Annotated in this window: 12 protein-coding genes; 1 reads left to right on the forward strand and 11 read right to left on the reverse strand. The window is 65.6% G+C overall.

Features of this window, described 5'->3' with window-relative positions:
- Positions 1–49: 49 nt before the first annotated feature.
- The 11 genes from G0A00_RS05810 to chvE form a co-directional block, all read right to left on the reverse strand.
- A complete protein-coding gene (locus G0A00_RS05810) occupies positions 50–796 on the reverse strand; it encodes a hypothetical protein (protein ID WP_164179294.1) in 747 nt (248 codons plus the stop codon).
- Between the two features lie 86 nt (positions 797–882).
- Positions 883–1,377 (reverse strand): TRAP transporter large permease subunit, encoded by a 495-nt coding sequence (locus G0A00_RS26705; protein ID WP_255455334.1) that lies wholly within the window; start codon positions 1,375–1,377, stop codon positions 883–885.
- 35 nt (positions 1,378–1,412) lie between these two features.
- On the reverse strand, positions 1,413–2,687 hold the full coding sequence (locus tag G0A00_RS05815) for a TRAP transporter fused permease subunit (protein ID WP_255455335.1): 1,275 nt from the start codon (positions 2,685–2,687) through the stop codon (positions 1,413–1,415).
- A gap of 73 nt (positions 2,688–2,760) precedes the next feature.
- Positions 2,761–3,717, reverse strand: a complete 957-nt coding sequence (locus tag G0A00_RS05820) for a TAXI family TRAP transporter solute-binding subunit (protein ID WP_164179295.1) — start codon at positions 3,715–3,717, stop codon at positions 2,761–2,763.
- A gap of 84 nt (positions 3,718–3,801) precedes the next feature.
- Positions 3,802–4,851, reverse strand: coding sequence for an aldose epimerase family protein (locus G0A00_RS05825; protein WP_164179297.1), 1,050 nt, complete (start codon positions 4,849–4,851; stop codon positions 3,802–3,804).
- Positions 4,838–5,773: a Gfo/Idh/MocA family protein gene (locus G0A00_RS05830; RefSeq protein WP_164179299.1), complete on the reverse strand. Its 936-nt coding sequence runs from the start codon at positions 5,771–5,773 to the stop codon at positions 4,838–4,840. The genes G0A00_RS05825 and G0A00_RS05830 overlap by 14 nt, the downstream gene beginning before the upstream one ends.
- Positions 5,773–6,648, reverse strand: coding sequence for an SMP-30/gluconolactonase/LRE family protein (locus G0A00_RS05835; RefSeq protein WP_164179301.1), 876 nt, complete (start codon positions 6,646–6,648; stop codon positions 5,773–5,775). Before G0A00_RS05835 ends, G0A00_RS05830 begins: the two co-directional genes overlap by 1 nt.
- Positions 6,648–8,399, reverse strand: coding sequence for an L-arabinonate dehydratase (araD, locus tag G0A00_RS05840; protein ID WP_164179303.1), 1,752 nt, complete (start codon positions 8,397–8,399; stop codon positions 6,648–6,650). Before araD ends, G0A00_RS05835 begins: the two co-directional genes overlap by 1 nt.
- A 42-nt stretch (positions 8,400–8,441) precedes the next feature.
- Positions 8,442–9,608 (reverse strand): multiple monosaccharide ABC transporter permease, encoded by a 1,167-nt coding sequence (mmsB, locus tag G0A00_RS05845; protein WP_304610775.1) that lies wholly within the window; start codon positions 9,606–9,608, stop codon positions 8,442–8,444.
- An 84-nt stretch (positions 9,609–9,692) separates the two neighbouring features.
- Positions 9,693–11,210, reverse strand: coding sequence for a multiple monosaccharide ABC transporter ATP-binding protein (mmsA, locus tag G0A00_RS05850; protein ID WP_066108284.1), 1,518 nt, complete (start codon positions 11,208–11,210; stop codon positions 9,693–9,695).
- Positions 11,211–11,309: 99 nt separating this feature from the next.
- Complete coding sequence (gene chvE, locus G0A00_RS05855) at positions 11,310–12,374, reverse strand: multiple monosaccharide ABC transporter substrate-binding protein (RefSeq protein WP_066108287.1); 1,065 nt, start codon at positions 12,372–12,374, stop codon at positions 11,310–11,312.
- A gap of 154 nt (positions 12,375–12,528) precedes the next feature.
- Here chvE and G0A00_RS05860 point away from each other — a divergent pair, with 154 nt between their 5' ends.
- A complete protein-coding gene (locus tag G0A00_RS05860; protein WP_164179307.1) occupies positions 12,529–13,458 on the forward strand; it encodes a LysR family transcriptional regulator in 930 nt (309 codons plus the stop codon).
- The last annotated feature ends 2 nt before the right edge of the window (positions 13,459–13,460 follow it).

Genomic DNA, 13,460 nt, shown 5'->3' on the forward strand with positions numbered 1-13,460 from the left:
AGCGAGTCCCCGCGCCCGCATGGGCCAGCCGTGATGCCAAAATCGCGATCTAAAGGACGAGGCCGCCGCGCACCAACATCAGCGACATCGCCTGCTCCGGGCTGGGCGTTCCGAGCCGCCGACAGGCGCGCTCCAGAAGCCGCTGCACCTGCGAGACCGGCCTCGCGAGATGATCGGCAATCTGCTCGGGGTGCAGGCCTTGGCCCAGATAGCTCAGCACGTCGCGCTCGGCACTGCTGAGCCGCGACCAAGGCGCGCCAAACGCCCGATCACCAAGATCGTTCAGCCCCGGCGTCCGCATGGCCGCAGACAGCATCGCCGAGACCGCACGGAACGCCTTCTCGGTGCCGCTCCCGAACAGCTCTGACGGGTGGCGGTCGCAGGCCAGCGCAAAGGTATGCTCGGCGGCGCCTTCAACCCATGTGTGATTGACGTAGTGACAATAGCCATGCGCCAGCGCCAGTTCGTGCAGGTCCCGCGCCCTCGGGTCGGTCTGCAGCGGCAACCGCTCTGCCAGATTCATATATCGCGGCACCCGACCCGCGATGGCGGCGCTCTGGATCGGATCGACCTCGTAAAGCCGCTCTGCCGTGAATGGCTCGAGAAAGCGCTGCTCCATTGAGGTGCGCACCCATGCCACGCCGCGGCTGTCGCGCATCACGGCACCGCAGGTCATGGCGCGGGCCCCGATCTTGTTGCCGATGGAAACAGCGGCCTCCCACGTCTCGCGCGGGGTGTTCGCCTCGGCGAGGCGCGCAGCGGTTTCCATCACCAGATCGGCGTAGCGTGTTGTCACCTAGGCCCCATGCATCGACAGGTCTTTGCAAGACCATCAGTGCACGGGACCCGGGCAAAATCCAGCAGGTAACGTTCTCTTAACCTTCAACCAGAAGCAGAGAGCACCACGCCTGCGAACACCACGATCAACCCAAAGATGATCGCCGCCAGCCGCATCACCAGCAGTGCCCGCCCGATCAGCCCGTAGGAGATCAGCGCCAGCCCCAACCCGACGCGGACAAAGGCGAAAAGCGCCCTGCCCGGTGCCTCGGCCAGTTCCAGCAGGCCGGGGTTGGCCACCATACCGAGCGGAATGATGTAGAGCCCCACTCCCAGCGCCATGGCGCTGCCCGCGACCTTCACCCAGTTCTCGCCGATCATGCCCGCCGCGATGAAAACCGCGCCGCAGACCGGCGGGGTGATGGTCGACAGCAGCGCGAACCAGAAGACGAAGAGATGCGCCTGAAGCGGCTCCAGCCCAAGTTGCGTCAGCGCCGGTCCGGCGACCGACACGCAGATCACATAGGCAGCGGTGGTCGGCACCTCCATGCCCAGCACGAGGCAGGCGAGCGCGGTGAGGATCAGCGAGGGCCAGAGCATTCCGCCCGAGCCCGAGAGGATCAGCGAGGTGATCTTTACCCAAGGCCGGTGACCGCCAGAACGCCAATGACGATCGAGGCGCAGAGGATGATCGAGGCGATCATCGCCACTTGTTTGGCCGAATTGACCAGCGCCGAGGCCACCCGCTCGCCGGTCTGGCGCGCATCGAAGCTCAGCGAGCCATTGGTCAGCAGCAGCAGCGCCCCCGCGAGGATCGCAAGGCAGGCGGCGTACTGCGGCGTGTAGCCCAGCCCGAACATGCCGATCATCAGCACGGTGAAGGGGACGAGGAAGAACAGCGACGTGATGATCACGTCGCGCTTCGCCGGTCGGTCCTCGGCGGCGATGCCCTTTAGGTCATAGCGCGTGGCATAGGCGTTGATCCCCACCCAGACCGCCCAGAAATAGAGGATCGCCGGCAGGATCGCCGCGCCCATGATCTGCGTGTAGGGCGTGCCGGTGAGCTCGACCATGACGAAGGCGCCCGCGCCCATCAGCGGCGGCATGATCTGCCCGCCCGAGGAGGCCACGGCCTCGACCCCGGCGGCGAGCTTCTTGGGGTAGCCCAGCTTCGTCATCGCGGGCAGGGTGATCGCGCCCGTCGAAGCGACATTGGCGCTGGCCGAGCCCGAGATCGAGCCAAACAGCGCCGAGGACAGCACCGAGACCTTGGCCGCGCCGCCCTTCAGCCGCCCGGCGGCGGCAGCGGCGACATTCATGAAGCCCTGCCCCGCCTCACCGGCGTTGAGCACCGCGCCGAAGATCACGAAGATCGACACCACGCCCACCGATGTCGCGGTCAGCGAGCCCCAAAGGCCGCCCTCGGCGATGGTCATCGTGCCAAGGAAGCTCTGGATCGGTGTGCCCGCATGGCCGAACTCGCCGGGGATGTGCTGCCCGAAAAGCGCATAGGCCAGCGCGATCACCGCCACCAGCGGCAGCGGCCAGCCGATGGCGCGGCGCGCGGCCTCGATCACGCAGAGCAGCAACACCGCCGCCACGCCGATCTGGAAGTCGCTTTCCAGAAAGCCGTATTGATCGCCCAACATCTCGTGGTTCAGCGCGATCCAGCCAGCAGCACCGACGCCCAGCACGGTCAGCACCGCGCCCGAGATCAGCTGCCAGCGCCCGGTGGCACCAAAGATGAAGACCCACGGCAGGACCACCGCCATGTGCAGCGGACGGCTGACGAGGTTGGGCACCAGACCCGAGAAGACGAGCCCGAGGTGATAGACCACGACCAGCGCCGCCAGTCCGATCCACACCGCCCGCTTCCATGCCGCCTGCGGCATCTGCGTCTCAAGCCCCATCGTCTGCCTCTTTCTCAAATGAGGTCGGGCCGGACAATGATGCCCGGCCCGCCTGAACTGGTTTTACGCGGAGTTACTTCTGCGCGTCCGGCAGCGCAATGCCCGCTTCTTCGTAGTAGCGCACGGCACCCGGATGCATCTCGCCCTCGATGTTCTGCAGCAGCGCCGGATCGACACCCGTCCACCAGGGCGACTCCTCGCCCATGCGCGCCTTTTCTTCCCAAAAGGTCTTGGTCAGCTGGTAGGCGGTCTCGTCGTCCATCTTGGTGGTCGTGTAGGCGATCACCGGCAGCGAGGTGGTGGTGATGTCGGCGTCCTGCCCGGCGTAGGTGCCTGCGGGGATCACCAGCTTGGCACGGCCGGTCTCGGCGACCTGTTCGTCGCTCAGCGACAGCACGGTCACATCGGTCGAGGCGGCGGCCTCAACGACGTTGGGCGCCGGGAAGCTGCCCGCGGTGACAAAGCCGTCGATCTGGCCATTCTTCAGCGCCGGGACGGCGTTCGACAGTTCCACGTCAGCGATCTCGACCTTGCCGTCGAGGCCGAAGAGACCGAGGTACTTCTCGCCCTCACTGGCTCCGAAGCTGCCCTTGCCGAGCAGAATGGTCTTGCCCTCCATCGCGGCGAAATCGGTCGCGCCGCTGTCTTTCGACATGACAAAATGCATGGTCAGCGAGGGCAGCGGGAAGAGCGCGCGGATCTCGCCGAAGGCGGGGTTGCCCTTGCCCTCGAACGCACCGGTGCCATTGCGGGCGCCGCTGACCAGCGCGGGCGGCGAGGTGAAGACGTAATCGCCGCCACGGGCGCGCACTTCCATCACGTTCTGCTGGCTGCCTTGGCTTTCCTCGACGGTGACGATCACGCCGCCATCGGTGCCTGCCTTCATCGCCTCGGCGATCTGCACGGCCATCTGGTAATAGGACGAGCCCGACTTGGCCGCCTTCAGCGTGACCCGGGTTTCGGCCTGCGCCGGCAGGGCTGCCAGCGTGGCGAGGCTGGCCGCAAGCGCGGCCTTTGCGAGAAATTTCATCGTGAGGCTCCTCCTGGACTTCGCGCGCGACCTAAACACCTGTGATCACGTGGGGTCAAGCCGATGGCAGTGCCAGCCTGCGCCTCAGCGTGTCCCGAAGCAGAAACTCATCTCGGCGCGGCGCAACTCGCCGGGCCGCAGCACCGGACTTTGCGCGCCCCAGCTCTCGGGCATGTTGATCGCATCGGGCCAGATCTGCGGCTCGAGGCAGATGGCATCATGTTTGCGCGCGGCATAGCCACCTTTGCCCGGCACGGTACCGTCGAGAAAATTGCCGGTGTAGACCTGCAGGCCGGGAAGGTTGGTGCTCATCCACATTACCCGCCCGCTCACCGCGTCCGACAGTTCCACCTCGCCCGCGTCCAGACACAGGCAATGGTCATAGCCGTCGAGCGCCCCCGAGCGCACGGCGGTGAGCGGCTGCCGCCCGTCGCGGAAGTCGAAGGGACTGGCGCCCACCGGCACCACGCCCGTGGGGATCTTCGCCTCGTCGACCGTCAGATAACGCGACGCGGGCACCTTGAGCCGGTATTCGAGCGCCGAGTTCGGACGCCCCGCCAGTGCGGAAATCCCGGCCAGCGCAAAGAAACTGTGGTTGGTCATCGACACCAGCGTCGGCGCGTCGGTCTCGGCCTCATAGGTGATCGTCAGGCAGGGCTGGCCACCGTCGTTCGTGCGCAGGGCATAGCAGGCGCGGGCCAGAAGCTGCCCCGGAAAGCCCTGATCGCCCGCCGCGCTGACCATCTCCAGCGTGACCGCGCCGTCGCCAAGCTCGGAGACCTGCCAGTTGCGCCGGTCGAACCCGTCGGGACCGCCGTGCAGCGTGGTTTGCCCCTCGTTCTGCGCCAGATGGTAAGCCTTGCCGTCGAGATCGAAGCGGCCACCGGCGATGCGGTTGGCGACGCGCCCCACGGTGGCGCCATAGAAGGTGCGGTGCTCGACGTAGCCCGCCAGATCGTCGAAGCCGAGCACGATGTCATCGAGCTGCCCCTCGCGGTCGGGCACATGCAGCGCCTGCAGCGCCGCGCCATAGGTGATCACCTCGGCGCGCACGTCTCCGGCGCGCAGGGTGATGCGCTCGATCGGCGCCCCTCCCGGCGTGGCGCCGAAAACATGTCGCTCAGGGATCATCATGGAAGGCCTCGACACGGCTCTGTGCGCCCAGCAGGAACGCGTCGGCCACCAGTTGCAGCGGCGCGAGATCGACGTCGGACTCGCCCGCCGCGATCAGTTCGGCAAAGCGGGCATAGAGGCGGCGGTACTCGCGGTCCTCGGCGGCGATGCGCGCCTCTCCTCCGACAAACAGCTTGGCCCCGCCCTCGCGCAGCAGCACCTCGGGGCCATCGGTTTCCACCCGGATATCCCATGTCTGCGGGCCGGTCTGGCGCCAGTCGAACTCGGCCACCACCTGCGCGCCCGAGGCGGTCAGCATGTCGAGCTTGGCGGCAATGGGCGCTTGCTTGTTCTGCGGCACTTCCAGATGCGCCGCGACGGGATGCAAAGGCTCGGGCAGGATGCGGGTGAGGATCGAGAGCGCATTGATCCCCGGATCGAAGACGCCAAGCCCGCCCGGCTGCCAGATCCATTCCTGACCCGGATGCCAGTGCCGCACGTCTTCCTTCCAGATGATCTCGGCCCGCTTGATCTTGGCCCCCGCGAGCAGCGCGCGTGCATCCTCGACCGCCGCCGCCTCGCGCGAGTGCCACGTGGCAAACAGCGTCACGCCCCTGTCGCGCGCAAGCCGCGCCAACCCTTCGACCTCGGAAACGCTCGCCCCGGGCGGTTTTTCCAGCATCACATGCTTGCCCGCACGGATCGCCGCCACCGCTTGCTCGAACCGGCCCTGCGGCGGCGTGCAAAGCGAGATCGCCTGCAGGCCGGGCTCTTTGGCCAGCATCTCGTCGATGTCGTGATAGGAGGGCAGCGTGTCATGCCCGGCGTGGCGGCTGGCGATGGCGGCCAGCTGCAGCGCCGGCACATCCTCGAGCGAGGGCAGATGCTGGTTGCGCGCGATGGTGCCAAGGCCAACGAGGCCAAGCTGGATCGGATCGCTCATCAGGTGTCTCCCCTGTCGAGTATGAAGGCGGGCTCTGCCCGGCCCTGCCCCGCGCCAAGCTGGGCAAAGAGCTTGCCCGACAGCGGCGCCTCGGCCAGCGCGTCCGGGCCAAGGCCCTGCGTCGCCGTGGTGCAGTAGAGCGTGGTGAAATCCGGCCCGCCAAAGGCCGGGCAGGTCGCATGTGGCGCGGGCATCTCGTGGCGCGCACCAAGCACGCCCTCGGGCGAGACCTCGACCACCGCCCCCGCCCCCCAGAGCGCCACCCAGAGCGCGCCCGTGGCATCGGTGAGCGCGCCATCGGGGCTCAGCCCGTGTTCGGTGAAATCGACAAAAAGCTCGGGCTCCGCCGCAGGCCAGCCCGCCGCGTCCAGCGCCACGCGGTAGAGATGCGCCTTGGCGGTGTCGGCGAAATAGCCGCAGCCGCGCTCCCGGTCGAAGCAGATGGCGTTGGGAATGCTGATGCGGTCCGCGATGGTGCGCAGCGCGCCGTCGGCATAGCGGTAGATCGCACCGGCCTTGTGTTCGGCCTGCTTGCCCATGGTGCCGATCCAGAACCCGCCCCAAGGGTCCGCGCGCCCGTCGTTCGAGCGGGTCGAGGCACAGTCCTTTTCCAGATCGACGAGATGCCCGAAGACACCGGTGGTCACGTCATATTCCCAAAGCCCGGTCTCCGAGGCGATGAGCATACGGTCCCGGTCGATCCATGCCGCGGCGGAGCACATCTCGGTCAGCGGCACGTCCCGCGTGTGCCCCGAGGCGGGATGATGCGACAGCAGGCGTTTGCCGGTGATGTCGAACCAGAAGATCTCGCCCCGGAGGGGGTGCCACAGCGCCCCCTCGCCCAATTTGCAGGTCCGGTCGTCAAACAGATCCATCAGTGGCTGTCCTTGCCCACGTCATTGCCGCGGCAGCCCTTGAGGAAGTCGAGATCGGCGCCGGTGTCGGCCCCCTCGACGTGGCTTTGGTGCAGCCATGCGTAGCCGCTGCCGGGCAGATCATGCGTCGGCTTCCAAGCGGCAAGGCGCGCGGCCAGTTCCTCATCGGGAATGTCGAGGTGCAGACGGCGGCTTTCCACGTCGAGCTCGATCATGTCGCCATCCTTGACCACCGCAAGCGGCCCGCCCGCCGCAGCCTCGGGCGAGGTGTGCAGGATCACCGTGCCATAGGCGGTGCCCGACATACGCGCGTCCGAGATGCGGATCATGTCGGTGATGCCCTTCTTCAGCACCTTGGGCGGCAGCCCCATATTGCCAACCTCGGCCATGCCGGGATAACCCTTGGGCCCGCAGTTCTTCAGCACCATGATGCAGGTCTCGTCGATGTCGAGCGCCTCGTCGTTGATCTTGGCCTTGTAGTCGTCGATGTCCTCGAAGACGACGGCGCGGCCCTTGTGCTTGAGCAGATGCTCCGACGCCGCTGAGGGTTTCAGCACCGCGCCCTTGGGCGCGAGGTTGCCGCGCAGCACGGCGATGCCGCCCTGCTGGGTCAGCGCCTTCTCAAGCGGCAGGATGACGTCCTCATTGTGGTTCACCACGTCTTTGACCTCATCCCAGATGCTGGCCCCCGAGACCGTCAGCGCGTCCTTGTGCAACTGGCCGCTCTCGCCGAGGCGTTTGAGCACCACCGGCAGGCCGCCCGCGTAGAAGAACTCTTCCATCAGGTATTTGCCCGAGGGCATCAGGTTGACGATGGTCGCCACATCGCGGCCGCAGCGGTCCCAGTCGTCCAGCGTCAGGTCGATGCCGACCCGGCCCGCCAGCGCCAGCATGTGGATCACCGCATTGGTCGAGCCGCCGATGGCGCCATTGGTGCGGATGGCGTTCTCGAAAGCCTCTTTGGTCAGGATGTCCGACGGCTTCAGATCGTCCTTCACCATCTGCACGATGCGGCGGCCCGAAAGCTGCGCCATCACGCGGCGGCGGCTGTCCACCGCCGGGATCGCCGCATTGCCGGAAAGCGCCATGCCAAGCGCCTCGGCCATCGACGCCATCGACGACGCCGTGCCCATCGTGTTGCAGGTGCCCGAGGAGCGGGACATGGACTGCTCCGCCTCGAGGAACTCTTCCTGCGTCATCTCCCCGGCCTTCACCATCTCGGAGAATTTCCACAGATGCGTGCCCGAGCCCACGCGCTCGCCCTGGAAATAGCCGTTCAGCATCGGCCCGCCGGTCACGACGATCGACGGCACGTCGCAGGAGGCGGCGGCCATCATCAGCGAGGGCGTGGTCTTGTCGCAGCCGACCATCAGCACCGCGCCGTCAATCGGCTGGCCGCGGATGGTCTCTTCGATGGCCAGCGCCGCGAGGTTGCGGAACATCATCGCCGTGGGACGGAAGGTGTTTTCCGAGGCCGAAAACACCGGCACCTCGACCGGGAAGCCGCCAGCCTCCCAGACGCCCGCCTTCACCTTTTCCGCCAGTTCGCGCAGGTGGCCGTTGCAGGGGGTGAGATCGGACCAGGTGTTGAGGATGCCGATGATCGGGCGCCCGTCGAACAGGTCGTGCGGGTAGCCTTGGTTCTTCAGCCAGCCGCGGTGGTAGATCGTGTCGCGCGAGTTGCCCGAATACCAATGGGTCGAGCGCAGCTTGCGCGGCCAGGGGGCGGGGGTGAAATCCTTGACGGACATGGGTGCCTCCAGAGCGGCTTTATTGGGGGCTGAGCACGCGGCTCAGCCCTGTTTCGATTTGTTGTAGACGTCGAAGATCACGGCAGCGAGCAGCACCAGCCCTTTGATCATCTGCTGGTAATCGATGCCGATGCCCATGATCGACATGCCGTTGTTCATCACGCCCATGATGAAGGCGCCAACCACCGCCCCGACGATCTTGCCCGAGCCGCCCGCCATCGACGCGCCGCCGATGAAGACCGCGGCGATCACATCCAGCTCCATGCCGAAGCCCGCCTTCGGGGTCGCGGTATTGAGACGCGCGGCGAACACCAGACCCGCCAGCGCTGCCAGAACGCCCATGTTGACGAAGGCGAGGAAGGTGAGGCGCTCGGTCTTGATGCCCGAGAGCTTGGCCGCCTTGCGGTTGCCACCCAGCGCATAGATGCGGCGACCGATCACCGTCTTTTGGGTGATGAAGGCGTAGATGATGATCAGCACACCCATGGTGACCAGCACGTTCGGCAAGCCGCGGAAGGTGGCGATCTTGAAGGTCAGGAAGAGCAGCGCGCCGCAGACGATGGCATTGCGGATCCAGAAGAAGTTGGCGGGCTCGCCCTCGATGCCATAGGCCTTGTCACGGGCGCGCTCGCGCAGCCCCAGCCAGACGATGGTGACGGCGGCGATGACGCCCACGGCCATGGCCAGCAGGTTGAAGTTCCGCGACCCGGCGATCTCGGCCAGCCCGGAAGTCATCGCAGCTGGGAAGAGATCGGGCACGAAGCCGGTCGACAGCATCTGGAAGCCCGGCGGGAACGGCCCCACCGACTGCCCCTGCAGCAGCCACAGCGAGGCGCCGCGGAACACCAGCATCCCCGCCAGCGTCACGATGAAGGACGGGATCGACCAATAAGCCACCCAATAGCCCTGTGCCGCCCCGATGAGGCCGCCGACCATCAGACAGGCAAGGATGGTCAATGGCACGGGCCAATCCCATTGCACGATCATCACCGCCGCCAGCGCGCCGATGAAGCCCAGCACCGAGCCGACCGACAGGTCGATGTTGCCCGAGACGATGACGATGAGCATCCCCAGCGCCATGATGATGATATAGCTGTTCTGCAGGAACAGGTTGGTGATGTTCACCGGGCGCATCAGCGTGCCGCCGGTCACCGCCTGAAAGAACACCATGATGGCGATCAGCGCGAAGAGCAGCCCGTATTCACGCATGTGGTTGCGCAGGTAGTGCTTGAGCCCTTGGCTTTCAGGCTGGCCTGCGGTTTCTGCCGTTTGAGTGGACATGTCCCCTCCCCCTCACTCGCTGACGATGAGCGACATGATGCGCTCTTGGCTGGCTTCCTCGGCGGAGAGTTCCCCGACAAAAGCGCCTTCGTTCATGACATAGATGCGGTCGCACATGCCCAAGAGCTCGGGCATCTCCGACGAGATCATCACCACGGCTTTGCCCTCGGCGGACAGTTCGTTGATGATCGAATAGATTTCGTATTTCGCGCCGACGTCGATGCCGCGCGTGGGCTCGTCGAGGATCAGCACCTCGGGCTCGGTGAACAGCCACTTGGCCAGCACCACCTTCTGCTGGTTGCCGCCCGACAGGTTGCCGACCTGCTGCATCACGGTGGGCGTGCGCGTGGCCAGCGCCTTGCGATAGCGTTCGGCGACCTCGGTTTCCTCAGCCTCGTTCAGCACGCCCTTGTCCGAAACGCCGCCAAGGTTCGACAGCGTGGTGTTGAACCGGATGCTCTCGTCGAGGATCAGCCCCAGAGATTTGCGGTCCTCAGTGACATAGGCGAGGCCATTCTCGATCGCGCGGTCCACTTTCGACACGTCAATCGGCTTGCCGTGCAGCGACACCTCGCCCGAGATGTTCCGCCCCCAGCTCTGACCAAAGATCGACATGGCCAGCTCGGTCCGGCCCGAGCCCATGACGCCCGCGATGCCGACGACCTCGCCCGCGCGGACGTTGAAACTGATGTTCTTGATGACTTGCCGCTCGGCGTGCTCGGGGTGCCAGACGTTCCAGTCCTTCACCGCCATCACCACCTCGCCGGCGCGGCGGGTGCGGTCGGGATAGCGCTGCGACATGTCGCGGCCCACCATGTCCCGCACGATCTGATCTTCCGAGAGCCCCTGCGAGGCATCAAGTTCGGACACTGCCATGCCGTCGCGGATCACGGTGACCGTATCGGCGACATAGCGCACCTCGTTGAGCTTGTGCGAGATGATGATGCAGGTCACGCCCTGCGCCTTCAGCTCAAGCATCAGGTCGAGCAGCTTGCGGCTGTCGTTCTCCTGCAGCGCCGCCGTCGGCTCGTCGAGGATCAGCAGCTTCACGTCCTTCGAAAGGGCCTTGGCGATCTCGACAAGCTGCTGCTTGCCCACGCCGATGCTGTCGACCAGCGTGCCCGGCGCGTCGCGCAGGCCCACTTTGGCCAGCAGTTCCTCGGTGCGGCGGAAAGTCTCCTGCCACTGGATCACGCCGCCTTTCTGTCGCTCGTTGCCAAGAAAGATGTTCTCGGCAATCGACAGCTGCGGCACCAGCGCCAGTTCCTGGTGGATGATGACGATGCCCTTGTCCTCGCTGTCGCGCAGCGTTTTGAACTCGGCGAGCCCGCCATCGTAATGGATTTCCCCGTCGTAGCTGCCCACGGGATAGACCCCGGAGAGCACCTTCATCAGGGTCGATTTCCCGGCACCATTCTCGCCGCAGATCGCGTGGATCTCGCCTTCGCGGACCTGAAGGTTCACCTGGTCGAGCGCTTTCACACCAGGGAATTCCTTGGTGATGTCGCGCATCTCGAGCAGAAGAGTCATGACCCGTACCTGCCTTGTATGAAGTGAAGGTCGGGGGAGGCCAAAGGGCCTCCCCCTGATGTCATGCCCCCGGAAACAAGAAGGGGCATGGCGGGAGGATCACTTGATCTGATCTTCGGTGTAGTAGCCCGAGCCGATCAGAACCTCTTCCCAGTTCGAGGCGTCCACCGGGACGGGCTCGAGCAGGTAGGACGGAACGACCTTCACGCCGTTGTCGTAGGTCTCGGTGTCGTTGATCTCGGGCTCGGAGCCTTCCATCACGGCGTTGACCATGCCGACGGTGACGCGGGCCAGTTCACGGGTATCCTTGAAGATGGTCGAATATTGCTCGCCTGCGAGGATCGACTTCACCGACTGCACTTCGGCGTCCTGACCGGTGACGATCGGCATCTTCAGATCGCCCGAGCCATAACCAACGCCCTTGAGCGACGAGAGAATGCCGATGGACAGACCGTCATAGGGTGCGAGCACGCCGTGCACGTCCTTGTCGGTGTAGTTGGCCGACAGGATGTTATCCATGCGTGCCTGCGCCACCGCACCGTCCCAGCGCAGCGTGCCGACCTTGTCCATGCCCATCTGGCCGGATTGGACGACGATGTCACCGCTGTCGATCAGCGGCTGCAGCACCGACATGGCACCGTTGTAGAAGAAGTAGGCGTTGTTGTCGTCCGGCGAGCCACCGAAGAGTTCCACGTTCCACGGCTTGCTGTCGGGGAAGCGCTCTTCGAGACCTTCCACCAGCGAGGTCGCCTGCTGCACGCCCACTTTGAAGTTGTCGAAGGTAGCGTAATAGTCGACGTCGCCGCTGTCGCGGATCAGGCGGTCATAGGCCACGATGCGCACGCCCGAGGCGGCGGCGTTGGCCAGAGCGTTCGACAGGGTGGTGCCGTCGATGGCGGCGATCACCAGCACGTCGACACCCTTGGTCACCATGTTCTCGATCTGCGCGAGCTGGTTGGGGATGTCGTCCTCTGCGTATTGCAGATCGGTCTCGTAGCCGGCTTCCTGCAGCTGCTTGACCATGTTGTTGCCGTCGTCGATCCAGCGCGCCGAGCTTTTGGTCGGCATGGCGATGCCAACGGTGCCCTTGTCCTGGGCGAATGCCGCGCTGGAAAGCGCAACAAGGCTCACCGCGAGCGCACCCGCGAGTTTCTTGAAAGTCATCGGTATCCTCCCGTTAAGGGGGCGTCTCCCGCACCCCACTTGTCCCCGCGGACTCCTTATGGACTCCCTTGGCGACGTCAAAAGTCCTACTTAATGGCGACATACCGAACAAATACCATTATTGGTAATCTGCATATCGGTATAGGTATGTGACATGTCCGAGCTTCTGAAGAACCTGCGCCCCGCCCAGATCCGCCTGATCGCCGCCATTGCGGAACACGGGCAGTTGCAAGTGGCGGCGAATGTGTGCCGGATGACCCAGCCCGGGGCCTCACGGATGCTTGCCGATCTGGAAAAAGCGGTGGGCGCTCAGCTGTTCAGCCGCACGCCGAAGGGGATGGAGCCCACGCCCACCGGCGCTCTGCTCGCGCGGCACGCCCGGCGCATCGAGCATGACCTGCGGCGCATGGCAGAGGATTTCGACGATTTGCACTCGGGCCTTGGCGGCACGGTGCGGGTCGGCGCGGTCACCGGCCCGGCGCTTGGCCAGCTGGTGCCACAGGTGCAACGGCTCAAGGCCGAGTCCCGCTCGGTGGACATCTCGATCGAAGTCGCGCCTTCGGTGGCACTGGTGCAGGCGCTGGAGCGCGGCGAGCTGGATTTCGCCCTCGCCCGCCTGCCACCACAGGTCAACGAGCGCGAGTTCCTTATTGAGCCCGCCCGCGACGAGATCGTCCAGCTGCTTGTGCGCGAGGGGCACCCGATGCTGGCGCAGGGCTCGGTGGCCATCGCCGATCTGCATGGCACGCGCTGGATCCTGCAGCAGCGCGGCGCGCCGATCCGCGCCGCCATCGAGACCGCCTTTCACGACGAGGGGCTGACCGCGCCGCCCGATGTGATCACCACCTCTTCGCTGCTGGCGATCATCGCGCTGCTGAAGGACTCAGACGCCGTCGCGCCCATGTCGCAAGAGGTGATCGACCTGATGCTGGAACCGCCCGTCTCTGCTGATCTGCGGCGGCTGCGGCTGAACCGGCTGATCACCGTCGAGCCCTATCTGATCATTCAGGCGCGCGGGCGTCATCTGTCGACCGCCGCACAACGGCTGCTGACCATGGTTCAGGAAAGCATCCGGGCGTTCTGAGC

Source organism: Salipiger sp. PrR002 (assembly GCF_010500775.1).
Taxonomy (GTDB): Bacteria; Pseudomonadota; Alphaproteobacteria; order Rhodobacterales; family Rhodobacteraceae; genus Salipiger.